The organism is Saccharopolyspora sp. NPDC050389, assembly GCF_040655595.1.
Lineage (GTDB): Bacteria > Actinomycetota > Actinomycetes > Mycobacteriales > Pseudonocardiaceae > Saccharopolyspora.
The window spans coordinates 74,866-100,352 of record NZ_JBFAKG010000007.1 but is presented as its reverse complement, the minus strand read 5'-3'; the positions used below and the strand labels follow the sequence as shown (position 1 = coordinate 100,352).

Genomic DNA, 25,487 nt, shown 5'->3' with positions numbered 1-25,487 from the left:
TCGGCCCCGAACGGCGCAGCGCGATCGGTTTGGTCGCCGATCCGGGTCTCATAGGGTCGGGGCATGGCTTTCGACGTGGAGAAGATCCGGGCGCAGTACCCGGCGCTGGCGGACGGTCGTGCGTGGTTGGACGGTGCGGCGGGCACCCAGGTCCCGCAGTCGGTGATCGACGCGGTCAGCGACGCCTACCGGGTGGGCACGTCCAATGTGGGCGGCCCGTACGAATCCAGCCGCCGCTCCGCCGGGATCGTCGCCGAGGCGCGGGCGGCCGTCGCCGACCTGGTTGGCGCCCCGGATCCCGGTTGCGTGGCGTTCGGCCCGAGCATGACCGCCCTCACCTACCGATTCGCCGACGTGTTCGCTGCGGGCTGGCGGCCCGGCGACGAGATCGTGGTGACCCAGCTCGACCACGACGCCAACGTGCGGCCCTGGGTGCAGCACGCGCAGCGGGCGGGCGCTGCCGTGCGGATGGCGGAGCTCGACCCGGCGACGGGCGAGCTGCCGGTCGACAACGTCACCAGCCTCATCGGCGAGCGCACCAAGCTGGTCGCCGTCACGGCGGCCTCCAACGTGCTGGGCATCATGCCCGACCTGCGGGCGATCACCGACCGGGCCCGGCAGGTCGGCGCCGTGTCCTACGTCGACGGCGTGCAGCACTGCCCGCACGCCCACGTGCGGCTGGCCGAGCTGGGCGCGGACCTCTACGCGACCAGCGCCTACAAGTGGGCCGGCCCGCACCTGGCCGCGGTGGTGGCCGCCGACCCGTGGTCGCTGGAGAACCTGCACCCGGACAAGCTCGCGCCGTCGCCGGACACCTCGCCGGAGCGGTTCGAGCTCGGCACCAACCCGTTCGCCGCGATGGCCGGTGTGGTGGCCGCGGTGGAGCACCTGGCCGGCCTGGACACCGATGCCGACGGCAGCCGGGCCGAGCGGCTGGCGATCTCCCGCCGGTCCGTGCAGGCCCACGAGGACGAACTGGCCAGGGAGCTGTTCGACGGGCTTGCGGCACTGGACGGCGTAGTGCGCTACGGCGCTCCGCAGGGCTCATGCACTCCTACGGCGTTCTTCGGGCTTCCGGGTAGGGAACCCTCGGATGTCGCAGAGCAGCTGTCTGAGCGCGGTCTGAACGTCTCGCACGGCCATTCCTACGCCTGGGAGGCGGTGCACGCCCTCGGCATCGGCCCGAAGGGCGGCGTGCGGGCCAGCCTCTCGCACTACACGAGCCAGGCGGAGGTGCGGCGGCTGCTCGACGCCCTGGCCGAGATCAGCGGCTGAGCGGGAAACGCTTCCAGCCAGAAAACGACCATGCCCCCCGCAGGTTCCTGCGGGGGGCACGGTCTGTCGGTCTGACGGGTGATTACTGCTCGTCCTGTTGGAGGTCGGCCTGCACTTCGCGCAGCCCGGCCTCGTACGCGCGGGCGTGGTGCCCGCAGAACAGAAGCTCGCTACCGGATGGCAATACGGCGCGAAGCTTCGCAGCGGCCCCGCAGCGGTCGCAGCGGTCGGCGGCGGTCAGCTCGGGGCGGGTGAGCGTTCCCGGCATCGTGATCTCCCTCCGTCCCGGCGTCGGAATCACCCGACGCCCTCGATCCTGCTACGACCACCGTTGGCCCACTGGCTGCGGGAGCGGTGCTCGTTGTCTCCACTCTTCCAGACGCTTGGGCCGCAGTCAGTGTTCCCGCGCCGGGTGGCGACGGTCGTCACCATGAAGCACCCGGTTGCAGCAGCGCTGCTCGCGGAGCGTGATCAACACCGCGAAAAGCCTTGTGACATGGGGAAATGGGCCGTGGCGAAGCGGACGATGCGGAAACGGCGTCGATCGACAATCGGACATTCGGTGTTTCAGATCACAGACCGGGCGCCGTTGCGGGGCCGCCGGTTCCGCTGGAAGCGAACAGGAAATCCCACCAGGCGGACGGTTTTCGCCGTGAAACCGGCCTTCGGCGGCCCTTCTCGGCGTTTCCCGCGTCAGTTCAGGTGTCCCGCACGGCGGTGCGCTCAAGCGGCGTGCTAGGCCTGCGCCTCGTGGTCGGCCGGCACGGGCGGTCCGAGGTGATCTAGCGGCTCCCAGGCCGGTCGAGGGTGATGGTCGTCGCCCCTCCTGGCGTGCCGGTGGTTCCGGTGTTCGAGCCCCAGGTGCCGATTCCGGCGCTGCCGGAGGTCCCCGGGGTGCCGGTGGCGCCCGACGGGGCAGAGCGGAGCTCGACCGGCTTCACGTGGTCGGTCAGCACGGGAGGCGAAACCGGTGGTTCCGCGGCGGTGGGCGCCGCTGCGGGGAGCGAGGCGCCGACTCCCAGCAGCACGGCCAGCCCGGCGAATGCGATGAGCGCGAGGATGACGAACCGAACGGACATGATGCGCACCCCCTAGTGCGGCTGCCTCTCGAGGTCCGGTTTCCCAGGATGGGCTCGCGCGTCCGGATCTGCGCGGGCCGAACGTCCCGGCGATGTGCCGGGGAATCGGAATCCGGGAAGACAGATGCCGCCGACCCGCGAGATCGCAGGTCGGCGGCATCGGCCGGGATGAAGCTCAGTCCAGGTAGTCGCGAAGCACCTGGGACCGGGACGGGTGGCGCAGCTTCGACATCGTCTTGGACTCGATCTGCCGGATCCGCTCCCGGGTCACCCCGTAGACCTGGCCGATCTCGTCCAGTGTCCGCGGCTGGCCGTCGGTGAGCCCGAACCGCAGCCGGACCACGCCGGCCTCCCGCTCGGACAGCGTCGCCAGCACCGACTGCAGCTGGTCCTGCAGCAGCGTGAAGGACACCGCGTCGACCGCGACGACCGCCTCGGAGTCCTCGATGAAGTCGCCGAGCTGGCTGTCGCCCTCGTCGCCGATCGTCTGGTCCAGGGAGATGGGTTCCCGGGCGTACTGCTGGATCTCCAGCACCTTCTCCGGGGTGATGTCCATTTCCTTGGCGAGCTCTTCGGGCGTGGGCTCGCGGCCCAGGTCCTGCAGCAGCTCGCGCTGGATGCGGCCGAGCTTGTTGATCACCTCGACCATGTGCACCGGGATGCGGATGGTGCGGGCCTGGTCGGCCATGGCGCGGGTGATGGCCTGCCGGATCCACCAGGTCGCGTAGGTGGAGAACTTGTAACCCTTGGTGTAGTCGAACTTCTCCACCGCGCGGATCAGGCCCAGGTTGCCTTCCTGGATGAGGTCCAGGAACGCCATGCCGCGGCCGGTGTAGCGCTTGGCCAGGCTGACGACCAGGCGGAGGTTCGCCTCCAGCAGGTGGTTCTTCGCCCGCTCGCCGTCGCGCACGATCCAGCGCAGGTCGCGGCGCATCTGGGTGGTCAGCTGCTCGCCGGCCTCCTCGACCTGCCGCAGCCGCTCCGCGCCGTAGAGCCCGGCCTCGATGCGCTTGGCCAGCTCCACCTCTTCCTCGGCGTTGAGCAGAGCGACCTTGCCGATCTGCTTCAGGTAGGCGCGGACCGAGTCGGCGGAAGCCGTCAGCTCGGCGTCCTTGCGAGCCTGCCGGAGTGCCTCGGATTCCTCTTCGTCCCAGACGAAGTCGCCGGACTCCTTGGTCTCCTCCTCCGGAACGGGCTCTTCCGGGATTTCCACCTCGACGTCGGCAAGGTCGCCGACGTCCGGGGACGTCAGGTCGGTCTCGATCGGTTCGTCGATCTCCATGCCCTCGCCGCTGCCCTTGGCGGAGGCCGACTTCGTCGACTTCTTCGCCGGGGCCTTGGCGCCCTTCTTGGCCCCCGCCGACTTCGCGGCGGTGGTCTTGCGGGCCGTCGGCTTCGCCTCAGTCGAGCTCTTGCGCGCGGCGGTGGACTTCGTCTGCTCGGTGTCAGACGAAGCAGCCGCCTCCGAAGCTGGGGTGGCCTGGGACTGGCCCGACTGGGACTGGGCACCGCCGGTTGTTGCAGCGGAGCGTCGGGTTGCGGTTTCTGCGGCTGCCACGTACGCCCTTTCGCGACGGTCGATCAGGGCAGGCCGGAGGGCGCGAAACCTCGGCCGCCGAAGGTCGGGGAACAAACCCACTGGATTCAGCCCTGCGGCCGATGAGGAATCACCCGGTGCCTGCCTCGGTGTTTTCCTCGACGAGGACTTCGAATCAAGTGGGCCGTGTTCCATTGTAGCCGCGATGCGGGGGTGTGGTTCCGCTGCAAGGCGGAGTCCGCGCGTCCCGTCGTGTGCTACGAGGTCGGTAGATCAGGCGTTGTGCCTGGTCGCGGCCGCCGTCGCGGCCGCCGTCGCGGCCCCGACGATGCCCGCGTCGTTGCGGAGCGCCGCGGCCACCACCGGCGTGCGGGACTCCAGCCGCGGAATCCACTTGTGCCCCTTCTTGCTGACCCCGCCGCCGGCGATGATCAGGTCGGGCCAGAGGAACTTCTCCAGCGCCTGGATGTAGTTGCTGACCCGCGGCGCCCACTCCTCGTAGGTCAGCTCCAGGTCGTCCTTCACGGAGGCTGCGGCCTGCTTCTCCGCGTCGTGGCCGTCCACCTCGATGTGCCCGAACTCGGTGTTGGGCACCAGTTCGCCGTCGATGAACATCGCGCTGCCGATGCCGGTGCCGAAGGTCAGCACCACCACCAGGCCGCGGTGCCCGGCGCCGGCCCCGGTGCGCATCTCGGCGATGCCGGCGGCGTCGGCGTCGTTGAGCACCAGCACGTCGTCCCGGGTGCGGCCGAGCCGCTCGGCGAACAGCTCCTGGGCGTCGGTACCGATCCAGCCCTTGTCGACGTTGGCCGCGGTGAGCGCGGTGCCGTCCTTGATCACGCAGGGCAGGGTGATGCCGACCGGGCCGGTCCAGGAGAACTTCTCGACGATCTCCGCCACGGCGTCCGCCACGGCGGACGGCGTCGAGGGCTGCGGGGTGGGGATCCGCATCCGTTCCTCGGCCAGCACGCCACCGTCGATGTCGACCGGACATCCCTTGATGCCGGACCCGCCGATATCCACGCCGAAACCGCGGGCAGTCGCCATGGCTGAATCCTTCCTATTCGATTCAGATGAAGGTGTGCAGACCTTAACCGGGTTGTGTTGCGATGTGTACGTGGGATTGGCAGCAGAAGTAGACGCAAAAGCTTTGTGCCAGGTAGCGGTGCGGATCGCCCGCGAGGCCGCGGAACTGGCGCGCACGGTGCGTGACGAGTCGGTCACCGATGGTGCGGTAGACACGAAGAGTACCGAGACCGATGTCGTCACGGCAGGTGATCGCGCGGTGGAACGGCTCGTGCGGGAGCGGCTGGCGGAGTTGCGCCCCGGCGAGTCGGTGCTGGGGGAGGAGGAGGGCGGCGAAGGAGCGCTGGACGGGCTGCGCTGGGTCGTGGACCCGATCGACGGCACGGTCAACTACCTGTACGGCTTCCCCTGGTACTCGGTTTCGCTGGCCGCGCAGCTCGACGGCGTTTCGGTGGCCGGCGCGGTGGTGGAGCCGGTGTCCGGCCGGGTGTGGAGCGTCGCGGCCGGGCACGGGGCCTTCCTGGACGGCCGCCGGCTGCGGGTCTCGGCCGCCGACCGGCTCGACCTGTCGCTGATCGGCACGGGATTCGCCTACGCGGTGGAGCGCCGCACGGCGCAGGCCGAGGTGCTCGGCCGGCTGCTGGGCCAGGTGCGCGACATCCGGCGGGCCGGGGTGGCGTCGCTGGACCTGTGCGCGGTCGGTGCGGGCTGGCTGGACGGCATGTTCGAGGTCGGTCTCAACCGGTGGGACTGGGCGGCGGGCGCGCTGGTCGCCGCCGAGGCCGGTGCCGAGCTGCGGCTGCCCCAGCCGGGCTCGACGGACGGGCTGGGCGACGGGATGATCGTCTGCGCCGCGCCGGGCATCGCCGATGAGCTGACCGAAGCGCTGCTCCGCGCGGACGCCGGTCGCGTCTGATCGCGGCCCCACGACGAGCGGAAGGCGCCTGCGGCCACGTCGGTCGCAGGCGCCCTCCAGCCGGCGTCAGCAGTGCACTTCGCGGGCCTTGCTGAGGAGGTCGTTGCTGATCTGCGGCGGTGTCACCTCTTGGTGGGAGCTGTCCTGGTGGTCCCGCTGGGGCACCCAGTTCTCCAGCTCCTGGAGCACCTGCTTGGCCTCCGACGTGGTCTTGATGTCGTCGAAGTCCGATCCCAGCGCGAAGTCGACGCTGGCGTCCTGGCGTTCGTCGCGCACCAGCTGGGCGCACGGCGCGATCAGGCTCAGCGTCCGCGCCGCGCTCACCCCGGCGCCGCCGAAGCGGATCTGGCCGTGGCACTTCAGGTCGTAGTTGACGTAGACCGGGTCGTTGTCCGCGCCGCCCTTGGCGAAGCCGAGGCTGGCGAGCTCGTCGCTGACCAGCGACGCCTGGCGGGCCTCGCCGTTGCCGTTGAGCACCCGCACCTGCACGTCCTGCTGCGGGATCGGGTTGGTCGAGTCCAGCGCGTCGCGCGGCAGCATCGATCCCAGCGGAACCGGGTCGGGCGCGGTGCCGCCCTGCGGCGCGGCCGTCGGCATGCTGGGCGGGTTGCAGGTCGTCGCGGCCTCGATGTCCTTCACGGAATCGAAGACCCGGGTCCACAGCAGTCCCGACAGCAGCACGAGACCGACCAGCACCACCAGGGCGGGCACTGGCCGACGCCGCCGGTACCGGGCTCGTCGACCCGACCTTGCACTCACGGCTGACACGTCCTGCCCCTCCCTGGATGCTTCGACCAGCGTGCGCCCGTCTTCACTAGATCAGCCTAGGCGCACATCCGACGTCGTGCGGCGCTGGACGTCGCCATCATGTCGGAGCCGTCCGCGACGTGCCGCTGAATCGATGCCGATCGGCGAACTGCCTGGGCACCGCTTCACGGGGCAGGATGCCGGGCAACCGAAGAAGGCGACCGGGCGGCATCCGGGGATTGATCTTCGGTGGTCGGCGGATGCAGCGAACACCACACCTATGGGTGACCTGATGCGTGTGCGAACTCGGCATGAGCTACCCTCTCGGCGCCTCACGGAGTGCCGGATGAGGCGAGTCGCTCATTACGGGGGAACTGAACGCGTTGCAGGGCGAGACCACGATCACTGCGCCAACGGGCACAAATCGTGGTCCTGGAACGTTTACCAGCGGCACACCATTGCAGTCTCCACTAACGCAGGGGTGAATCACGATGGCGACCGACTACGACGCTCCGCGCCGCGAGTCCGAAGACTTGGCGGAGGACTCGTTGGAGGAGCTGAAGGCGCGACGCAACGATGCGCAATCCGGCGTCGTCGACGAGGACGAAGGGGCGATCGCGGAGAACTTCGAACTGCCGGGCGCGGATCTGTCCGGCGAGGAGATGACCGTCAAGGTGCTCCCGAAGCAGGCTGACGAGTTCACCTGCTCGAGCTGCTTCCTCGTCCACCACCGCAGCCGGCTGGCCGAAACCCGCAACGGCCAGTTCGTCTGCCGCGACTGCGCCGCCTGATCCAGGCGGCCAGGAGTCGACGAGACCGGGAAGTGGCTGGGCACACGCTGACGGCGTGTGCCCAGTTGTTTAACGGTGTTGCCAGGTTCGTTTTGCGTGGCGGTGCGGATGGCGGAGCCTCAGAGGTCTTCTCGCTGCGGGATCCCCGGCTTATGCATGAGCACGGGGCTGTCCTCGCGAGAAGACCTCTGAGAACCCGCGGCGGTGCCGATTGCGAGGCGTTTCAAAGAACCCTCTGAACGGACAGGCTCGCTCTCGAGAGCCGCTCCGTCGTACTACTACGCGCTCAGGACTTCTTCAGGGCGGCGATGAGTTGTTCGGGGCGGCGGGTGCTGACCACCCAGTACGGCGTGGGATCGTCCGGATCGTTCAGCCAGATCCGCACCGAGGTGCGGATCGACGAGCGGTGCACCATGAACGCCGCCGGGTCCAGGTCCGGGCCGAGCGCCCGGCGCTGCTCGGCGGGGGTGATGAGCTCCGCCTCGTCGACGAACCGCAGCGGCAGGTGCGCGTCGCCCACCCAGAGCTCGCCGTCGACGACCTCGATCTTGGTGCGACCCATCAAGAGCGGGATCGCGATCGCCACCGGGACCAGCACGACGTAGGGCAGCCACGCGCGCACTCCCGGATATCCCATGTGCACCTCGGCGGCGAGCAGCACGGCGCCGATCACCGGCCACGGCCACGTCCACCAGGACGTGTACAAGCGCTCGCGGAACACCGGACGCCCCTTCGAATTCGCCTGACCGGGGACGTCCCCGGCGATGCTGGCCGCTTCTACGCTTTCCGACACGTCTTCAGGGTAGTCTCGCCGCCCGTGTCGAACGTGAAGGTCCTGCTGACCCGACTTGACCCCGATGTGCCGCTGCCGGCGTACGCGAAACCAGGCGACGCCGGCGCGGACCTGGTGACGACCGGCGACGTGGTGCTCGAACCCGGCGAACGCGTCGTGGTGGGCACCGGGATCGCGGTGGCCCTGCCGGAGGGCTACGCGGGCTTCGTGCACCCGCGCTCGGGCCTGGCGGCCAGGGCGGGGTTGAGCGTGGTCAACGCGCCCGGCACTGTCGATTCCGGGTACCGCGGTGAGATCAAGGTCTGCCTGATCAATCATGATCGTGCGGTACCGCTGTCGTTGCGGCGTGGCGACCGGATCGCTCAGCTCGTCGTGCAGAAGGTCGAGCACGCGGTGTTCCAGGAGGTCGACGAGCTGCCTGCGTCGCAGCGGGGTGCCGGGGGCTACGGGTCCACCGGCGGGCACGAGGTGCTGGCGGTCTCGGGAACCGAGGCCGGTCACAGGACGGAGGGCTGAGGGGATGTTCGGATGGGGACGGGGCAAACGTGCCGGTGACGCGGCGGACGAGGCGCTGAACGCCGAGGAGCAGGACCTTGAGGAGGGCGGCCCGTTCGACGCGAGCGAGGCGCCCGACGACGAGGTCGAGCGGCTCGACCTCGGTTCGGTGCGGGTGCCGGTGCCCGAAGGCGGCCAGCTGCAGGTGGAGGTCGACCCGGCCGGGCCGGTCCGCGCCGTGCACTTGGTCACGCCGGTCGGCTGGCTGACCGTCAGCGCGTTCGCGGCGCCGCGAAGCAGCGGGCTGTGGGCCGAGGTGAGCGCGGAGCTCGCCGAGCAGCTGCGCAAGGACGGCGCCCGGGTGTATGCCGAGGAGGGCGACTGGGGCCCGGAGCTGGTGGCCGACTCGCAGAACGCGGCGCTGCGGTTCGTCGGGGTGGATGGTCCGCGCTGGCTGCTGCGCGGTGTCGCGGCCGGGCCGGGGGAGCACGCCGAGGAGTGCGCGAAGCTGCTGTACGCGGTCCTCGACGAGACCATCGTGGTCCGCGGCGACGAGCCGATGCCGGTGCGGACGCCGTTGCCGATCCAGCTGCCGGAAGCGATCCTGCGCCACATCCAGCAGGCCCAGAACAACGGCCAGTAGGGCTAGGAAAGCCGACCTCGGGCGCCGTTCCGGCCGGGACGGCGCCCGAGCCGTGCTCGCAGAACTAGTCGTGCGGGAATTTTTCGCTTTTCACCGGATCGAACCAGTGCGAAGCCGAACACCCTGCGTGGCCGTGTTGATCAAGGTTTAGCCGATCGTGCGGGTCAAGCTCGTTATCCCGCCGGGCCCGCGACTACGCCGTTCTGGGCCGCTACGCTGGGGGTGCACGGGCTTCGAGTCGAGCCCCGGAAGCGCACGGGAGCGCTAGATGAGCAAGACCGACGGCGGCTACTGGCGTCGCCTCGTACGCCGCTTGACCAGCGACGTCGCCGAGTTGGACGCCGATGACCTCTCGGAGCGGTCCCAAGCGGGCGGAGCTCAGCGGGCCAGCGACTGCCAGTGTGGGCAGGAGGCCGTGGTGCTCGGTCGGGTGCGCAGCGTGGGCCTGTGCCCGAAGGCGTCGGCACCGACGCTGGAGGCCGAGCTGTACGACGGCACCGAGGACGTGACCCTGGTCTGGCTCGGGCGCCGCCGGATCACCGGCATCGAACCCGGACGCATCATCAAGGCCCGGGGCCGGATCGCGGTCCGCGACGGCCGCAAGGTGCTTTACAACCCCTACTACGAGTTGCAGAACACCGCATGAGCGAACGCGACGCATCCGCCGCCGGGCTGCCCGCCCAGGACGCGGCCGACAACCAGCCGAACCAGACCGCGCAGCGGTCCGGCGATCCCGAGAAGACGCTGCTCGAACAGATGGGCGGCGTCAGCGGGCTGGCCTATTCCGCGGTTCCGATCGTGGTCTTCGTGCTGGTCAGCTCCTTCACCTCGCTGATGCCGGCGATCTGGTCGGCGATCGGCGTCGCGGTGGCGATCGCGATCTTCCGGCTGGTGCGCAAGGAGCCGCTGCAGCCCGCGATCTCCGGCGTGCTCGGCGTGGCGGTGTGCTCGTTCATCGCCTACCGCTCGGGCGACGCCAAGGGCTTCTTCCTGCTGGGCATCTGGACGAGCCTGATCTACGGCGGCGTGTTCCTGGTGTCGGTGCTGGCCCGCTGGCCGCTGGTGGGCGTGGCCTGGTCGGCCCTGAACGGGCTGGGCTTCTCCTGGCGCAAGCAGCGCCGGGCGCTGCGCGGCTACGACCTGGCGACGCTGGCCTGGACCGTGGTGTTCGCGGCGAAGTACGTGGTGCAGCAGTGGCTGTACGACTCCGACCAGACCGGCTGGCTGGCGTTCGCCCGGATCGCGATGGGCTACCCGCTGACCGGCCTGGCGCTGGTCGTCACGGTGTGGGCGATCCGCCGCGCGGCGAAGGTGGCCGAGCAGGAGAAGGCCGAAGCCGCGCCGGAGCCCGGAGCCGTCGACTCCAAGCCTTCCCTGGGCTGACCAGCCCGGTTCGATCCGCTCGGCGAGCTGCCGAGCCGGGAATTCCGTCAGTCGGTGGGCTGGCGGTCGTGGATGATGGCCCGGATCTGCTGCTCGACGTCCGCGGTGGCCACGAACAGCATTTCGTCGCCCGCCTCCAGCGGGTCGTCGGCCTGCGGCACGATGACCCGGCCGCCGCGCAGGATGGTGACCAGCGCCGCGTCGGCAGGCAGCTTCAGGTCGCGGACCCGGCGCCCCGCCAGCGGCGTGGAATCCGGCAGCGTCACCTCGACCAGGTTGGCCTGGCCCTGCCGCAGCGTCATCAGCCGCACCAGGTCACCGACGTTGACCGCTTCTTCCACCATCGCGGCCAGCATCCGCGGCGTGGACACCGCGACGTCGACGCCCCAGGCCTCGGTGAACAGCCACTCGTTGAGCGGGTCGTTGACGCGGGCCACCACGCGGCGCACCGCGAACTCGGTCTTCGACAGCAGCGACACCACCAGGTTGACCTTGTCGTCGCCGGTGGCCGCGATGACCACGTCGCAGGACTCCAGCCCGGCTTCCTCCAGCGACGCCAGCTCGCAGGCGTCGGCGAGCATCCACTCCGCGCCGCGGATGTTCTGCGGGTGGTAGTTCTGGATGCTCCGCTCGATCAGCAGGACCTCGTGGTCGCCTTCGAGCAGCTCCCGCGCGATGGACTGGCCGACCGCGCCGGCGCCCGCGATCGCGATGCGCATTACTCGCTCTCCTCGGGTGTGCGGCGGGCCGCCGCCGTGACGTCGGTGACGGTGCCCGACAGCGCCGCCACGTAGACGGTGTCGTCGGCCTGGATGACGGTCTTGGCGCCCGGCAGCACGCCGTTGCCGAACCGCATGATGAATGCGACCCGAGCGCCGGTGGTGGCCTCCAGCTCGGCGACCCGGCGGCCGACCCAGCCGTCGTTCAGCGGCAGCTGCAGGACCGCGACGGTGCCGGAGGGCTCGCGCCACGCGGTGGCGACGCCTTCGGGCAGCAGCATGCGCAGGAACCGGTCGGTCGTCCACGGCACGGTGGCCACGGTCGGGATGCCCAGCCGCTGGTAGACCTCGGCGCGCTTGGGGTCGTAGATCCGCGCCACGACGTGCTCGATGCCGAAGGTCTCGCGGGCCACCCTGGCCGAGACGATGTTGGAGTTGTCCCCGTTGGACACCGCGGCGAACGCGGCCGCCCGCTCGATCCCCGCTTCGACCAGGATGTCCCGGTCGAAGCCGTTGCCGGTGACCTGCTGGCCGCGGAAGTCCTTGCCCAGGCGGTGGAACGACTGGGGGTTCTTGTCGACCACGGCCACGGTGTGATCGAGCCGTTGCAGGGCCGTGGCCAGGGAGGCCCCGACCCGGCCGCAGCCCATGATCACCACGTGCACGACCTTGTCTCCTCGCTGCGGGGTGTGGGGTTCCGGCGACGACCTCGCGATCGTCTGCCGACCGTACCGGCACGGGCGCGGATCCGGATCGGCTCGCGCCCATCGCTTCCGGGCTGGTGCACCGTACCGGGTGAGCCGCCCCCGTGGGCAGGGCGGCGCGCAGGATGTGACCTGAGAGCAATTCCGACGGCCAGGGTCGCCAGTCGACCCGCCTTTGCGCTTACGCTCTGTGCCGTGTCCAAGCTCGCAACCGCGGCGAAACGGTTGATCGTCGGTCGGCCGTTCCGCAGCGATCGCCTCGCGCACACGCTGCTGCCCAAGCGCATCGCCCTGCCGATTTTCTCGTCCGACGCCATGTCCAGCGTCGCGTACGCGCCCGAAGAGATCCTGCTGGTGCTCTCGGCGGCAGGTGTGTCGGCGTTCGCGGTGAGCCCGTGGATCGGGATCGTCGTCGCGCTCGTGATGATCACGGTGGTCGCTTCCTACCGGCAGAACGTGCGCGCCTATCCCTCCGGTGGCGGCGACTACGAGGTCGCCACCGTCAACCACGGCCGCAGGTTCGGCCTGGTGGTGGCCAGCGCCCTGCTGGTCGACTACATCCTCACCGTCGCGGTGTCGATCTCCTCGGCTGCGGCGAACATCGGATCCGTCATCCCGTTCGTGGCCGAGCACAAGGTGCTGTTCGCCGTCGGGGCGATCGCGCTGCTGACCGCGATGAACCTGCGCGGCGTCCGGGAATCCGGTTCGCTGTTCGCCATTCCGGTCTACGCCTTCCTCATCGGCGTGCTCGGCATGATCGGCTGGGGGTTCTTCCAGACCTTCGTGCTCGGCCGCGAACTGCGCGCCGAGAGCGCCGGCTTCGGGATCGTGCCCGATGAGGCACAGATGGCCGGGGTCGCGTTCGTGTTCCTGGTGTTGCGTGCGTTCTCCTCCGGTAGCGCGGCGCTGACCGGTGTCGAGGCGATCAGCAACGGGGTGCCCGCCTTCCGCAAGCCGAAGTCCCGCAATGCGGCCACGACGCTGGCGATGATGGGCGGATTCGCCGTCGCGATGTTCCTGGGGCTGATCGTGCTGGCCCAGCTGACCGGCGCGGTGATCGCGGAGAACCCGGCGCACCAACTGATCGGCGCGCCGCCGGGCTACGAGCAGAAGACGCTGGTCGCCCAGCTCGCCGGCGCGGTTTTCACGGGCTTCCCGCTCGGAGTCTGGTACCTGGTGGCCTTCACCGGTCTGATCCTGGTGCTGGCCGCCAACACCGCGTTCAACGGTTTCCCGGTGCTGGGTTCGATCCTGGCGCAGGACCGGTTCCTGCCGCGGCAGCTGCACACCCGCGGCGACCGGCTGGCGTTCTCCAACGGCATCCTGTTCCTGGCCGCCGGGGCGATCATCCTGGTGTTCGCCTTCGAGGCCGAGGTGACCCGGCTGATCCAGCTGTACATCGTCGGCGTGTTCATGTCGTTCGTGCTCAGCCAGAGCGGCATGATCCGGCACTGGAACGTCTTGCTGCGCAAGGAAACCGACCCGCAGGCCCGGCGGCGGATGCGGCGCGCGCAGGCGATCAACTCCTTCGGCCTGTTCATGACGGCCAGCGTGCTGGTGATCGTGCTGATCACCAAGTTCACCCACGGCGCATGGATCGCGATCGCCGCGATGGCCGCGATCTACGTGCTGATGACCGCCATCCGCCGGCACTACGACCGGGTCGCCGAGGAGCTCAAGCAGCAGGAGGCGGACGCGGTGCTGCCGTCGCGCAACCACGCGCTGATCCTGGTCTCCAAGCTGCACCTGCCGACCATGCGCGCGATCGCCTACGCCCGCGCCACGCGGCCGGACGTGCTCGAGGGCGTCACCGTCAACGTGGACGACGAGGACACCCGCGAGCTGACGAAGCGGTGGGAGGCGGAGAATCTCCCGGTACCGTTGAAGGTGCTGGAGTCGCCGTACCGGGAGATCACCCGGCCGGTGCTCGAATACGTCAAGCGGATCCGGCGGGACAGCCCCCGCGACGTGGTCACCGTGTTCATCCCCGAATACGTCGTCGGCCACTGGTGGGAGCAGCTGCTGCACAACCAGAGCGCGCTGCGGCTGAAGAGCCGGCTGCTGTTCCAGCCGGGTGTGATGGTCACCAGCGTGCCGTGGCAGCTGGAGTCGTCCGCGCGGGTCCGCCAGAAGCAGCTCACCTCGATGCCGGGCGCGGCCCGGCGCGGGTTGGGTACGAACGGGAAGGTGAACAGTGACCGAAAGGCCGGACTGGACCGGTAGGCGGCTGGAGGTCGAGATCGGGCCGGTCGCGCACGGTGGCCATTGCGTCGCCCGGTACGAGGGCCGGGTGGTGTTCGTCCGCCACGCGCTGCCCGGCGAGGTCGTCGTCGCGGAGGTCACGGAGGACGCCGGTGGCGGCTTCTGCCGGGCGGACGCGGTCGAGGTGCTGACCGCGGCGCCGGGGCGGGTGAGCCCGCCGTGCCCGATGGCGGACATGGCGCTCGGCCGCGACCGGTGTGGCGGCTGCGACTGGCAGCACGCCTCCGGCGAGACGCAGCGGGAGCTGAAGGCCGCGGTGATCGCCGAGCAGCTGCAGCGGATCGCCGGGATCGACTGGCCGGTTCGGGTGCGGGAATTGCCCGGCGGGCTGCTGCGCTGGCGCAGCCGGGCGCGGCTGGCGGTGGACCGCAAGGGCCAGGCGGGATTCCGCGCGCACCGCAGCCACCGGGTGATCCCGGTGGAGGACTGCCCGATCACCGTCGAGGGCGCGGTGGAGGAGGTCACGAACCGCCGGTGGCGTCCGGGCGCGGAGCTGACGGTGGCCGCCGACTCCGCCGGCGGCGTGCACGTCACGGCCGTGGACCACAAGCCGCAGCGGCGGCACGGGCGTGCCGTCGCCCGGCAGGTGCAGGGCGACGGGGTGGCTCGTGAATCCGCGGCTGGGCGGCCGTTCGACGTTGCGGTGCAGGGCTTCTGGCAGGTGCACAAGGCCGCTCCGGACACCTTCACCGAGGTCGTCGGGCGGCTGGCTGCCGCGCCGGCGGGCGGCGTGGCGTGGGACCTCTACGGCGGGGTCGGCCTGTTCGCGGCCGTGCTCGCCGAGCAGGTCGGCCCGGCGGGTTCAGTGGTGCTGGTGGAGTCGTCGAAGCGTGCGGTGGAGGACGCGGTGGCGAACCTGCGGGACCTGCCGCAGGTGTCGTTCCGGGCGGGCACGGTGGAGGCGGTGGCGACCGACGAGGGCCTGCCGGCGCCGGACGTCGTGGTGCTGGACCCGCCGCGCAAGGGCGCCGGCCGGGAAGTGGTGGACTCGGTGACCGCACGCCGCCCGGCGCGGATCGTGCACGTCGCGTGCGATCCGGCGGCGCTGGCGCGAGACGTCGGCCTGTTCGCGGAGCGCGGCTACCGGATGACCGAGCTCGAGGCCTACGACGCCTTCCCGATGACGCACCACATCGAATGCATCGCACTGCTGGAGCCGGTCAGTTCGACCTGAGCCAGGCCGCCGGGATTCTTGGCTCCGGAACCATGCGGAGCCAAGAATCCCTTCGGCCAGGTCGCTCGTTCACGAGCGTGACGGGTTCTCTTCAGCCGCGGGCTCGGGGTGCGCGCGGCAGGCGATTTGACTTGAACCCTTGTTCAAGTTGTTGCCTTGCCGCATGGATCGGAAAAAGAGCTTTGCCCCGCTCCGCTGCTGCCGCCGTGGCTCTTCCGAAACGCGAACTTCTCTCTGATCACCGGGGTTGGTGCGCTGCTCGGCGCCATCCTCTTCACGGTGATGACCTTCCTGCCGATCTACCTGCAGGACGCGCAGGGGAACACCGCGAGCCAGGCCTCGATGCTGCTGCCCAACTCCCTGGCCTCCATGGTGGTCAACATGGCGGTCGGCCGCATCATCACCAAGACCGGTAGCTACAAGGTGTTCGTGATCGGCAACGCCGCCTCGTGCACCGTCGGGGTCTTCCTCCTCGGGCTGATGACGCCCGGCTCGGGCAGCAGGTTGAGGGCGTACCGGATGGCGGCGAGCGAGATACCTACGCGCTGCGAGACGCGGATGAATGCCACCCGGCGCAGGACGTCGCGGTTGTACCGCCGCTGATTGCCGCTCGTGCGGTGGCTGTCGATGAGCCCTTGGCGTTCGTAGAAGCGCAGTGCAGAAGCCGGAATGCCGCTGCGTTCGGACAGTTCCCCGACGGTCAGTTCGGGCGCGGAGGCTGGAAGTTGAGGCATGTGCACAACATTGGCTTGACTTGAACCAAGGTTTAAGTCGGAAGGTGTGCACATGGGATTGAACACACGGACGACTCGACGTGCCGAGTTCTTCTTCGACCTGGTCTGCGTCCACTCGTACCTCGGATTCACGCGCCTCCTCCGGGCCACCGAGCGCTATCGCGTCGCCGGTGGAGAAGTAGACATCGTCTTCCGCCCCGTCCAACTCGCCCCGGACGAGCCGGCGGCCAGCCCCTCTTCGAGGTCCACAAGCAGGGTTTCGGCGAGGAGCAGGCGCGGATCATCGTGGCGGACCGCACCTTCGGCGTGGCGGACGGATTGGCGGTGGATTTCGAGAGCGCCGTATTCACCAACACTTTCGGCGGGCATCCCCTGGTGGCTGCCGCCGACGCACTCGGGCTTGCCGAGCGCATGACCGAGCGGTTGTTCCGCGCCTACTACGCCGAGGGGTTGAACATCGGCGATCCCGACACGCTGCGCCGGCTCGCCGCGGACGTGGGAGTTCCGTCCAATGAGGACAACGCGGTGGAACTGCAGGCGGAACTCGACCGGTCCCGCCGGCTCGGGGTCACATCCGTCCCGCTGTTCGTCTTCGACGACGGAACCAGCCTGTCCGGAGCGCAGTCGGAAGCAATCTTTCTGCAGGTCCTCGAAAGTCCATCCGCTGCCTAACCCGACGTACGGCCCAGAATTGTGCAATTGTTATGCACACCAAGGAGTTGTGTGATGTCCGGTTCTCCTCTCCGCCTCGCCGTGATCGTCGGCAGCACCCGTGAAGGCCGGTTCGGCCCGACTGTTGGTACGTGGTTCGCCGGCCTGGCGGAAGAGCGTGACGACATGACCTTGGACGTGATCGATCTGGCCGATCACTCCCTGCCGTCGGCGCTGTCGGCCACTCCTTCGAATGAGGCGCTCGAGGTCTTGTCCGCGGTGACCCCGCGCCTGGACGACGCCGACGCTTTCGTCGTGGTGACGCCCGAGTACAACCACAGCTACCCGGCACCGCTCAAGACCCTGATCGACTGGCACTACGCGCAGTGGCGGGCGAAGCCGGTGGGTTTCGTGTCGTACGGCGGGCTGTCCGGCGGGCTGCGCGCGGTGGAGCACCTGCGCCCCGTCTTCGCCGAGCTGCACGCGGTGACCGTGCGCGAAGTGGTCAGTCTCCACCTCGCGTGGGAGCAGTTCGACGAGGATGGACGGATGAAGGGCGAGTCGGGCCCGGTGGCCGCGAAGGCGCTGCTCGATCAGCTGGCCTGGTGGGGGAACGCGCTGCGCGACGCGCGCGCCGAGAGCCCTTACGGCGGCTGACCTTCTCGTCGGGCTCTGGCCTGGGCTTTCGCTGAGCGTTTTCGGTGTGGATCTCTTCCCGATGCCCCGCCGCGTCGAGTGCACAGCCCTGCTGGAGGTCGGATAACGTGGGCTCCTGCTCGAACGTTGAGGGGTCGCGGTGTGGCTTGACGAGGTGGCCCGGCCGGGAACGGGATTCATGAGATGACGCAACGCGAACACGTGCCGGAGGTCCTCCCGGCCCCGCCCGCTTCCGGGACCGCGGTGCAGCCCGTCCCAGGTCCGGAGACGACCGCGCCGGACGCCGTGCCGGCGCGCCGGATGACCGCGTTTCTGTTGGCGGCACTGGGAATCGTGCTGATTCCCACCGGCTTGCTGTTGCTCGTACTGTCCACTGTGCCCGGTTACTTCAGCGGCTGGGCCGCGGGCTGGATCGTGGTCGCGGCGGCGGCGTGGCTGGCCGACTTCCGCACGCCGCGACGTTGGCCGGGCTGGGCGCTGCTCGCCGCCGTGCCGCAAGCGATCGTGAACGTCCTGTTCGCCGCGCCGATCGGCCTGATCTCGCTGGCCGCCGTGATCGCCTCGCCGGCCTTGGCGGTGTTGGCGCGCCGCCGATTCGCCAGGCTCGCGAAGGATCTCGCGGAGCTGGACGCCGAGATCCCGGTGCCGCTCGACGCGCTCGGCAGCGAGAGCCTGCTGATCGGCCGGGACCGGATCGTGCTCGCCCGGACCGGCAGCGCCGGACGGGTCCGGCACGCGCTGCCGCTGGCCGAACTGGCTTTCGCGCAGGCCGGCGAGATCAGCGGCGAAGGGGGCGGCTGGTGGCCGCTGCCCGGCGGCACCGGCATCCGCCTGCGCCGCGGCCCGGCGCTCCGCCTGGTCGCCGGGGCGCAGCAGTGGGTGGTGCACGTCGCAGATCCGCAGCTGGTCGCCGCGATCGTCCGGCGACGCGCCACCGCGGCGTGGCCGCTGCGCACCGGCCCGCAGGACCTCGCCGCCTGGCACCGGCTGCGCGGTTGGGCCGCCGCCCGCACCACGACGGTGCGACGCGGTAGCCAGGCGCAGGCGTACCCGGGATTCCGGCTCCTGCTCGGCGGCGCGCTGGCGGTGCTCGGTTCGATGCTGCTGACCACAGCGATCGGCCGGGACATCGGCGATCCGGCGCCGTGGATCATCGCGGTGATCGTGCTGGGCACGGGCGTGTTCCTGGCCGTCGACTGGCTCCGGGTGCGTCGCCGCCTCGATCAAGCCGAACTGCACCAACTGCCGCCCGGCAGCCCGCCCTGGGGCGACCTCCGCCTGGATCACGCTCCGCTGCCCGAGTGGCGCCCGTTCCTGTGACTGCGAGATCCGGACATCGGTGACGATCCCCACAGCGTTGGTCACCCGCCATCGCCGAAGGTCGTTGACCAGGGACGACAGCTGTTCGCGCGCGGCCGGTAGGGCGTCCGGAGTCGAGCCCTTCGGCCATCCGGGTTGATGGCCTCGGTCGCATCGGATGGTCCGCGGGGCCGCGGTTTGGCGGTATCCGCAGGTGGTGCTCCGGATAGCTGTGCGGTTCCGCGCGGTGCGGCGCACCACGCCGGGCCGCCGACAGCCCGCTCCGTAAACTGGGACGCGCTATGCATCGCGGCGGAGCCCGGCAGCCAGCCCGGCCCCGGCATGCGAATGAACCCGACCGGCACGACAAGTGAGGTGGAACGGTGACGCTGCTGGGGTCCGTGCGAAGTCCGGCCGACGTCAAGCGCCTGAATCACGCTGAGCTGGCGCAACTGGCTTCGGAGATCAGGCGCTTCCTGATCGATAAGGTGTCCCGCACCGGTGGGCACCTGGGGCCGAACCTGGGCGCGGTGGAGCTGACCCTGGCCGTCCACCGGGTCTTCGATTCGCCGCAGGACGCCATCGTGTTCGACACCGGGCACCAGGCGTACGTGCACAAGATCATCACGGGTCGGCAGGACGGATTCGACCAGCTGCGCAAGCGCGATGGCCTCTCCGGCTATCCGTCGCGCACCGAGAGCGCCCACGACCTGGTGGAGAACAGCCATGCCTCCACGGCGCTGTCCTACGCCGACGGCCTGGCCCGCGCCTTCCAGCTCGGCGGCAAGCCGCAGCACGCGGTAGCGGTCGTCGGCGACGGCGCGCTCACCGGCGGTATGTGCTGGGAGGCTTTGAACAACATCGCCGCCGACCAGGAGCGCCCGGTGGTGATCCTGGTCAACGACAACGGCCGGTCCTACTCGCCGACGATCGGCGGCCTCGCCGAGCACCTCGCCGCGCTGCGCCTGAACCCCAGCTACGAGAAGGCGCTGGAGAGCGGCCGCCGCACGCTGCGCAACCTCCCGGTCGTCGGGCGCTCGCTCTACACCGGCCTGCACGCGGCCAAGAGCGGCATCAAGGACGCGATCAGCCCGCAGGTGATGTTCTCCGACCTCGGCATCAAGTACCTGGGCCCGGTCGACGGCCACGACATGCGCGCGATGGAGCACGCGCTGCAGATGGCCAAGTCCTTCGGCGGCCCGGTGATCGTGCACGCGGTGACCCGCAAGGGCAACGGGTTCGCGCCGGCCGAGAACGACCAGGCCGAGCAGATGCACCAGGTCAAGGTGATCGACCCGGAGACCGGGCTGCCGACCAAGCCGGCCCCGAAGAGCTGGACGGACGTCTACGCCGAGGAACTGGTGCGCATCGGTGCCGAGCGCCCGGACGTGGTGGCCATCACCGCGGCGATGCTCGGCCCGACCGGGCTGAAGAAGTTCGGCGAGGCGTACCCGGATCGCTGCATCGACGTGGGCATCGCCGAGCAGCACGGCATGACCTCGGCGGCCGGCCTGGCGATGGGCGGCCTGCACCCGGTGTTCGCGGTGTACTCGACGTTCCTGAACCGGGCGTTCGACCAGCTGCTGATGGACGTGGCGCTGCACAAGCAGCCGGTCACGGTGACGCTGGACCGTTCCGGCGTGACCGGCGACGACGGCGCCAGCCACAACGGCATGTGGGACCTGTCGATCCTCGGCCTGATCCCGGGCATCCAGGTCGCCGCGCCGCGCGACGCGGTGACGCTGCGCGAGGAGCTGCGCGAGGCGGTCGCCGTCGACGACGGGCCGACCGTGGTGCGGTTCTCCAAGGGCTCGGTGATCGAGGAGGTCCCGGCCGTGGAGCGGGTCGGCGGCGTCGACGTGCTGCGCCGCTCGGCGGGTGCGGACGATGTGCTGTTGGTCGCGGTCGGCGCCTTCGGCAAGTTGGCGGTGGCCGCGGCGGAGCGGCTCGCCGCGCAGGGCATCGGCGTGACCGTGGTCGACCCGCGCTGGGTGGTGCCGGTGCCGGAGCAGGTCGTCGAGATGGCCGCGCAGCACCAACTGGTGGTCACGCTGGAGGACTGCGGGCGGCACGGCGGGTTCGGCTGGGCGCTGGCCGCGGCGTTGCGCGACGCGGAGCTGGACGTGCCGCTGCGCGACCTGGCGGTGCCGAACCGCTTCCTGACGCACTCCTCGCGCGAGGAGGTGCTGGCCGACCTCGGCCTCACCGAGCAGGACATCGCCCGCCGCATCACCGAGTGGGTCGCCAAGCGCGGCGACGGTCGGGTTCCGCTGCGGGTCGCGGCCGACCCGGACCGCCCGGAAGCGGCCAACGGCTGACCTTTCGGCGACCGGCACGCGCCGTCGGTCGTCCTTGTCGCAGATCAGCGGGTGTTGCCTCCGACGAGGCAACACCCGCTGATCACGTTGACGGGCCGGTCGGCCCCGAGCGACACGTCAGGGCTGACGCGCCAGGTGATCGGAGAGGTTCCAGGAGCGCCAGCCCTCGTCGAACAGGTCCTCGGTGATCTCCGCGATGATCGGCCCGCGGGCCTCCTCCGGCAGGCCCTGCAGCGCGGGAAGCGCATCCGCCGACAGCCTCTCCAGGTAGTCCTGGTCGAGCTTGCCGGTCGCCTCGAAGCGGGCGATGTTGCGCTCGGCGATGAACGCGTCGGGGTTGAGCGCCGCCAGCCCGAGCAGCGCCGCCATCGCCGTGCCGACCACCGCGGCGGGCAGCCACCCGGCCCGCAGCCGGACACCGGCGGCGATGACCAGCAGGTACACCACGCCCAGCCACAGTTCGCAGGACATCACCAGCAGGCGCATCACGGTGTAGCCGTAGGCGTCCTGGTAGGCCCACATGCGGATCAGCGCGGAGAACACGATGAGCAGCGTCAGCACCGCGAGCGCGCCGCCCAGTCCGCGCAGCAGGTGGCGGTCGAACTGGGTGCGCTTGGGCGCCCAGCGCGCCGCGGCACCGATGATCGGCAGGGTGAGGATCGTGACGAACGTCAGCTGCCAGAAACCGCTGCGGGCGTAGTCCGCGTAGGTCAGCTCCTCGGTGTGCTGAACGTGCTGCTCACCGCCGAACATCGGAGTGCTCTGCACCGCGATGAACGCCGCGAACAGCACTACCAGCACGCCGATCGGCAGCGCCCATTCGAGCCGCCGAAGCGTCTTGACCTCTCTGGTCGCCTCCGCCGGTTCCGGCGGGCGGAGCAGGGTGAAGGCGGCGCCCAGGGCGGCCATCCCGAACACGACCAGCACGAACGTCCAGCGGAAGAAGGACTCCCCATCGAGGCGCGGCAGCACGGCCGAGGCCAGCGCCGCGAAGTTCTCGTCGACGCTGGCGAACAGCGCGCCGAAGACCAGCAGCAGCACAACCGTGACCACCAGCGACGCCACGAGCCGCAGGCCGACCGGGCCGGGGCCGCGTTCGCGCAGGCCCCGCACCGTCCAGGGCAGGGCGCGCAGGGCCGCCACCGGGATCGCGATGGCGGCCAGTCCGAACGCCCGCACGCTCCGCCCGCCGGTCACCGCGAGCACTCCGGCGACCCCGGCGATCAGCACGCACCACGCGGTGAGCCAGTCCGCCGATCGGAAGGCGCACACCGACAGCAGCAGCAAGGCCACCGCCGCCCAGCAGATCTGTCCGATGTGGACTTTTCGCTCCGCCTTGCGGCCCACCAGGAACATCCCGGCGGCGGTGGTCAGGCCGAGCAGCGGCCAGCCGATCCCGGCACTGCCCAGCGGCACGAAGATCGCCGCGGCGGCGCCGCCGATCACCGCCGCGACCAACGCCACGGGAGCGCCCGAGACCCCAGGTCGCGGCCAGAAGGCGTCGAACAGCGGCGGTGGTGGGGCGTACAGCGGGTAGGGCGGTGGATAAGGAGTTCCCGCGGGTGTCGGCAACTGCGCCATCGGGGCCATCGGCACCGGAGCCCCCGGCACCGGCTGCATCGGCGGTAACGGCGCGCCCTGGGCCGCCTGGGGAGGGCCCGTCTCGGGGGCTTCCGATGCGGCGGCAGGTCGATCGGATTCGCCCGCCGGCTGCTCGTTCGAGTCGACTGCGGCGTCCTCACCTGGTGTGGCTTCCGCGGACGACCTGTCCGGGGTGTCGGGCTCCTCGGGCGTCACCTCCCGCCCTGCGGCGTCATCCGGTTCCGGCGCTTGGTTCGGTTTGCCGGGCATGATCCTCCAGCGGTGCGTCGATCGCTTTCCCATTGGACGCACGACGGCCGAATCGGTTCGCTGGATCTGCCGAATTTGCGAGGATTTTTCGCCCGGCCGGCCCGGCGGAACGGGTCCGCTCCCGGCTGCCTGGTCGGGGCCGGGCGCGCAGTCGTGCACGCCGCCCCGCCCCGCCGCCGCGTTGTGGCAGGGTGAACGGGTGCGAATCCTGGTCGTCGAGGATGAGAAGCCGCTGGCCGATGCGATAGCGCGCGGGCTGCGCCGGGAAGGCATGGCCGTGGATGTCGCCTACGACGGCGAAAGCGGCCAGGAGAAGGCGTCGATCACCCGCTACGACGTGCTGGTGCTCGACCGGGATCTGCCGGGCATGTCCGGCGACGAGCTGTGCCGCCGGCTGGTGTCCTCCGGCGAGCTGACCCGGGTGCTGATGCTCACCGCCAGCGGCACCGTCGCCGACCGCGTCGCCGGGTTGTCCCTGGGCGCCGACGACTACCTGGCCAAGCCGTTCGCGTTCGCGGAGCTGATCGCCCGGATCCGGGCGCTGGGGCGGCGGGCCACTCCGGTGCAACCGCCGCTGCTCACCGCGCTGGAGCTGGAGCTGGATTCCGCGCGGCGCACCGTGCACCGGCGAGACGGCGAGGTCGAGCTGACCCGCAAGGAGTTCGGCGTGCTGGAGGTGCTGTTGTCGGCCGGCGGCGCCGTGGTCAGCTCCGAAGAACTGCTGGAACGGGTGTGGGACGAGAACGCCGACCCGTTCACCACGACGGTGCGGGTCACGATGATGACGCTGCGCAAGAAGCTGGGGGAGCCGAGCATCATCGAAACCGTGGTCGGCTCCGGCTACCGGGTGCCGTCGGCGGGCCGCGCCGAGCACGCCCGGGACTGAGTCGATGCGTGCGGCCGCCCGATCGATCACCCGCCGCGGTCCGGGACTGCGAACGCGGCTGACGCTGCTGGCCACGGCCCTGGTCGCCGCGGTGAGCGGGCTGCTGCTGTGGCTGGGCTGGATGCTGGTCGGCAACGTCGTCGCCGCGGTGCCCCGGCTGCCCGCCGGAACGCTGGTCCGGGTGCACGGCGTGGACGTGCCCGCCGAGCTGCTGGGCGAGGCGCTGCGCGACTCCGCGCGGCAGCAGGTGCTGTTGATCGGCGGATTCGCCTTCGTAGCGGTGGTTCTGGCGGCCGCGCTGCTGGCGTGGACGGTGACCGGCCGGGTCCTGCGTCCGCTGCACGACGTGACGGCCGCGGCACACCGGTTGTCCGCGGAGTCGTTGGACGAGCGGATCGCGTTGAGCGGCCCGCGCGACGAAGTCGCCCAGCTGGCCGACACCTTCGACGCGATGCTCGACCGGTTGCAAGCGGCATTCGACTCGCAGCGCCGATTCGTGGCCAACGCGAGTCACGAGCTGCGCACGCCGTTGTCGGTGATCCGCACGGAGCTGGACGTCACGCTGTCCGACCCGGACGCCGACGAGGCGGAGCTGCGCCGGATGGCCGACGTGGTCCGCGAAGCGACGGACCGCGCGGAGCGGCTCGTGGAGGCCCTGTTGTTGTTGGCGCGCACCGAAGGCGTCGAGTTGGCGGTGCGGGAGCCGGTGGATCTCACGGAGCTCGTGGGCCGCGCGCTGCGGGCGGTCGAGCAGGAGGCGCGCGAGCGCGGACTGCGCATCAAGTGCTGCGAGGAACCGGCGTTCGCCGTCGGAGATCCGGCGTTGCTGGAGCGCGTCGCGGGGAACCTGCTGGAAAACGCGGTGCGGCACAACGTGGACGGCGGTTGGGTGGAGATCAGCACCGGCAGCGATCCACAGTGGACGACTCTGCGGGTCGCGTCGTCCGGCCCGCGGATTCCGCCGGATCAGGTGGAATCCCTCTTCGAACCGTTCCGCAGGGCAGGAGTACAGCGAACGGCCCGCAACGGCGCGGGCCTGGGCCTGTCGATCGTCCAGGCGGCCGCGAAGGCCCACCACGGCAGGGTCTGGGCGGAAGCGCTCCTAGGCGGCGGCCTGGCCGTCACCGTCCAACTCCCGGCCGCTCCGTAGCCCGAGGAACCACCGTACGGGCGATGTCGATGCCACGGGTGGCAACCGAAAACTCTGCTTGAGCCCCGTTCGACAACGACACCAACGGGACCGACAAGCCACGCTCCAGTAGGAGATTTCTGTGACAGGACCAGATTTGCCGCAGCCGGACGAGCTGTTCGACATCGATGTCTGGGAACACCGCTGGCCCAGCGGAACGGAGAAGGCGGAACTGATGTACGGAATTCTGATCTTCAGCGGACAGTTCGACGAACGTGACGTCGAGATCGCCCGCCGCGCCTACCCGGGGCGGCAGGTGGTTCTGAACAGCGGGGGAGGAATCGAAATCCACCCGGCGAGCGACATCCCGCCGGAGTCGCTCTGGTAGCCGCCCGTGAGTACTTTGTGCTGCTATAGC

At 70.3% G+C, this 25,487-nt stretch carries 26 protein-coding genes and 2 pseudogenes; 18 read left to right on the top strand and 10 right to left on the bottom strand.

Annotated features, from left to right (window positions below):
* The first annotated feature begins 63 nt into the window (after positions 1-63).
* The gene (locus tag AB0I53_RS06670; protein ID WP_358597528.1) at positions 64-1,275 is read left to right on the top strand and encodes a cysteine desulfurase-like protein; all 1,212 of its coding nucleotides are present in this window, start codon (positions 64-66) and stop codon (positions 1,273-1,275) included.
* 82 nt (positions 1,276-1,357) lie between these two features.
* On the opposite strand, the gene AB0I53_RS06665 is transcribed toward AB0I53_RS06670, so the two are convergent.
* The 4 genes from AB0I53_RS06665 to ppgK form a co-directional block, all read right to left on the bottom strand.
* A complete protein-coding gene (locus AB0I53_RS06665; protein WP_168587342.1) occupies positions 1,358-1,543 on the bottom strand; it encodes a hypothetical protein in 186 nt (61 codons plus the stop codon).
* A 514-nt stretch (positions 1,544-2,057) separates the two neighbouring features.
* Positions 2,058-2,354 carry a hypothetical protein gene (locus AB0I53_RS06660; RefSeq protein ID WP_358597525.1) on the bottom strand — a complete coding sequence of 99 codons (297 nt, stop codon included), beginning with the start codon at positions 2,352-2,354 and terminating at the stop codon, positions 2,058-2,060.
* A gap of 175 nt (positions 2,355-2,529) precedes the next feature.
* Entirely contained in the window at positions 2,530-3,939 is a 1,410-nt protein-coding gene (locus tag AB0I53_RS06655) for an RNA polymerase sigma factor (protein WP_358597781.1), read from the bottom strand.
* A gap of 225 nt (positions 3,940-4,164) precedes the next feature.
* Positions 4,165-4,938, bottom strand: a complete 774-nt coding sequence (ppgK, locus tag AB0I53_RS06650) for a polyphosphate--glucose phosphotransferase (RefSeq protein ID WP_358597522.1) — start codon at positions 4,936-4,938, stop codon at positions 4,165-4,167.
* Positions 4,939-5,041: 103 nt separating this feature from the next.
* Here ppgK and AB0I53_RS06645 point away from each other — a divergent pair, with 103 nt between their 5' ends.
* Complete coding sequence (locus AB0I53_RS06645; protein ID WP_358597520.1) at positions 5,042-5,833, top strand: inositol monophosphatase family protein; 792 nt, start codon at positions 5,042-5,044, stop codon at positions 5,831-5,833.
* Positions 5,834-5,899: 66 nt separating this feature from the next.
* On the opposite strand, the gene cei is transcribed toward AB0I53_RS06645, so the two are convergent.
* Complete coding sequence (gene cei, locus AB0I53_RS06640) at positions 5,900-6,592, bottom strand: envelope integrity protein Cei (RefSeq protein ID WP_358597517.1); 693 nt, start codon at positions 6,590-6,592, stop codon at positions 5,900-5,902.
* Between the two features lie 479 nt (positions 6,593-7,071).
* Between cei and AB0I53_RS06635 the strand changes: the two genes are divergently transcribed.
* The gene (locus AB0I53_RS06635) at positions 7,072-7,371 is read left to right on the top strand and encodes a DUF4193 domain-containing protein (protein ID WP_093265014.1); all 300 of its coding nucleotides are present in this window, start codon (positions 7,072-7,074) and stop codon (positions 7,369-7,371) included.
* A gap of 286 nt (positions 7,372-7,657) precedes the next feature.
* Here the strand turns inward: AB0I53_RS06635 and AB0I53_RS06630 are convergent, their stop codons facing one another.
* Positions 7,658-8,164, bottom strand: coding sequence for a DUF3093 domain-containing protein (locus tag AB0I53_RS06630; RefSeq protein ID WP_358597515.1), 507 nt, complete (start codon positions 8,162-8,164; stop codon positions 7,658-7,660).
* Between the two features lie 24 nt (positions 8,165-8,188).
* Here AB0I53_RS06630 and dut point away from each other — a divergent pair, with 24 nt between their 5' ends.
* The 4 genes from dut to AB0I53_RS06610 all read left to right on the top strand — a co-directional run bounded on the left by dut (position 8,189) and on the right by AB0I53_RS06610 (position 10,685).
* The gene (dut, locus tag AB0I53_RS06625) at positions 8,189-8,680 is read left to right on the top strand and encodes a dUTP diphosphatase (protein WP_358597512.1); all 492 of its coding nucleotides are present in this window, start codon (positions 8,189-8,191) and stop codon (positions 8,678-8,680) included.
* Positions 8,681-8,684: 4 nt separating this feature from the next.
* On the top strand, positions 8,685-9,302 hold the full coding sequence (locus tag AB0I53_RS06620; protein WP_358597510.1) for a DUF3710 domain-containing protein: 618 nt from the start codon (positions 8,685-8,687) through the stop codon (positions 9,300-9,302).
* Between the two features lie 268 nt (positions 9,303-9,570).
* Positions 9,571-9,948, top strand: coding sequence for an OB-fold nucleic acid binding domain-containing protein (locus tag AB0I53_RS06615; protein WP_358597507.1), 378 nt, complete (start codon positions 9,571-9,573; stop codon positions 9,946-9,948).
* Positions 9,945-10,685, top strand: a complete 741-nt coding sequence (locus AB0I53_RS06610; protein WP_358597504.1) for a DUF3159 domain-containing protein — start codon at positions 9,945-9,947, stop codon at positions 10,683-10,685. Before AB0I53_RS06615 ends, AB0I53_RS06610 begins: the two co-directional genes overlap by 4 nt.
* A 47-nt stretch (positions 10,686-10,732) precedes the next feature.
* Here AB0I53_RS06610 and AB0I53_RS06605 read toward each other — a convergent pair whose 3' ends face one another.
* Positions 10,733-11,404, bottom strand: coding sequence for a TrkA family potassium uptake protein (locus AB0I53_RS06605; protein ID WP_358597501.1), 672 nt, complete (start codon positions 11,402-11,404; stop codon positions 10,733-10,735).
* Entirely contained in the window at positions 11,404-12,069 is a 666-nt protein-coding gene (locus AB0I53_RS06600) for a TrkA family potassium uptake protein (RefSeq protein WP_358597498.1), read from the bottom strand. Before AB0I53_RS06600 ends, AB0I53_RS06605 begins: the two co-directional genes overlap by 1 nt.
* A 234-nt stretch (positions 12,070-12,303) precedes the next feature.
* Between AB0I53_RS06600 and AB0I53_RS06595 the strand changes: the two genes are divergently transcribed.
* The 3 genes from AB0I53_RS06595 to AB0I53_RS06585 all read left to right on the top strand — a co-directional run bounded on the left by AB0I53_RS06595 (position 12,304) and on the right by AB0I53_RS06585 (position 16,147).
* A complete protein-coding gene (locus tag AB0I53_RS06595) occupies positions 12,304-14,331 on the top strand; it encodes an APC family permease (RefSeq protein ID WP_358597495.1) in 2,028 nt (675 codons plus the stop codon).
* Positions 14,303-15,544: a TRAM domain-containing protein gene (locus AB0I53_RS06590; RefSeq protein ID WP_358597492.1), complete on the top strand. Its 1,242-nt coding sequence runs from the start codon at positions 14,303-14,305 to the stop codon at positions 15,542-15,544. The genes AB0I53_RS06595 and AB0I53_RS06590 overlap by 29 nt, the downstream gene beginning before the upstream one ends.
* Positions 15,545-15,700: 156 nt before the next feature.
* Positions 15,701-16,147 carry a hypothetical protein gene (locus AB0I53_RS06585; RefSeq protein WP_358597798.1) on the top strand — a complete coding sequence of 149 codons (447 nt, stop codon included), beginning with the start codon at positions 15,701-15,703 and terminating at the stop codon, positions 16,145-16,147.
* On the opposite strand, the pseudogene AB0I53_RS06580 reads toward AB0I53_RS06585, so the two are convergent.
* Positions 16,036-16,278: pseudogene (locus AB0I53_RS06580) on the bottom strand (MerR family DNA-binding transcriptional regulator); the annotation flags it as partial. The gene AB0I53_RS06585 and the pseudogene AB0I53_RS06580 sit on opposite strands and share 112 nt — an antisense overlap.
* A 52-nt stretch (positions 16,279-16,330) precedes the next feature.
* Between AB0I53_RS06580 and AB0I53_RS06575 the strand changes: the two are divergent.
* The 5 genes and pseudogenes from AB0I53_RS06575 to dxs all read left to right on the top strand — a co-directional run.
* Positions 16,331-16,468 (top strand): annotated as a pseudogene (locus tag AB0I53_RS06575) (dithiol-disulfide isomerase); the annotation flags it as partial.
* A gap of 95 nt (positions 16,469-16,563) precedes the next feature.
* The gene (locus tag AB0I53_RS06570) at positions 16,564-16,950 is read left to right on the top strand and encodes a DsbA family protein (protein WP_358597489.1); all 387 of its coding nucleotides are present in this window, start codon (positions 16,564-16,566) and stop codon (positions 16,948-16,950) included.
* 54 nt (positions 16,951-17,004) lie between these two features.
* Positions 17,005-17,586: an NAD(P)H-dependent oxidoreductase gene (locus AB0I53_RS06565; RefSeq protein WP_358597486.1), complete on the top strand. Its 582-nt coding sequence runs from the start codon at positions 17,005-17,007 to the stop codon at positions 17,584-17,586.
* Positions 17,587-17,769: 183 nt separating this feature from the next.
* Positions 17,770-18,906, top strand: coding sequence for a hypothetical protein (locus AB0I53_RS06560; RefSeq protein ID WP_358597483.1), 1,137 nt, complete (start codon positions 17,770-17,772; stop codon positions 18,904-18,906).
* Between the two features lie 362 nt (positions 18,907-19,268).
* A complete protein-coding gene (dxs, locus tag AB0I53_RS06555) occupies positions 19,269-21,203 on the top strand; it encodes a 1-deoxy-D-xylulose-5-phosphate synthase (RefSeq protein WP_358597480.1) in 1,935 nt (644 codons plus the stop codon).
* 117 nt (positions 21,204-21,320) lie between these two features.
* Here the strand turns inward: dxs and AB0I53_RS06550 are convergent, their stop codons facing one another.
* On the bottom strand, positions 21,321-23,054 hold the full coding sequence (locus tag AB0I53_RS06550; protein ID WP_358597478.1) for a DUF4153 domain-containing protein: 1,734 nt from the start codon (positions 23,052-23,054) through the stop codon (positions 21,321-21,323).
* Between the two features lie 199 nt (positions 23,055-23,253).
* On the opposite strand from AB0I53_RS06550, the gene AB0I53_RS06545 reads away from it, so the two are divergent.
* The 3 genes from AB0I53_RS06545 to AB0I53_RS06535 all read left to right on the top strand — a co-directional run bounded on the left by AB0I53_RS06545 (position 23,254) and on the right by AB0I53_RS06535 (position 25,457).
* Positions 23,254-23,940: a response regulator transcription factor gene (locus AB0I53_RS06545; RefSeq protein WP_358597475.1), complete on the top strand. Its 687-nt coding sequence runs from the start codon at positions 23,254-23,256 to the stop codon at positions 23,938-23,940.
* A 4-nt stretch (positions 23,941-23,944) separates the two neighbouring features.
* Positions 23,945-25,090, top strand: coding sequence for a HAMP domain-containing sensor histidine kinase (locus AB0I53_RS06540; protein WP_358597472.1), 1,146 nt, complete (start codon positions 23,945-23,947; stop codon positions 25,088-25,090).
* A 121-nt stretch (positions 25,091-25,211) separates the two neighbouring features.
* Positions 25,212-25,457, top strand: coding sequence for a hypothetical protein (locus tag AB0I53_RS06535; RefSeq protein ID WP_358597470.1), 246 nt, complete (start codon positions 25,212-25,214; stop codon positions 25,455-25,457).
* Positions 25,458-25,487 lie beyond the last annotated feature (30 nt).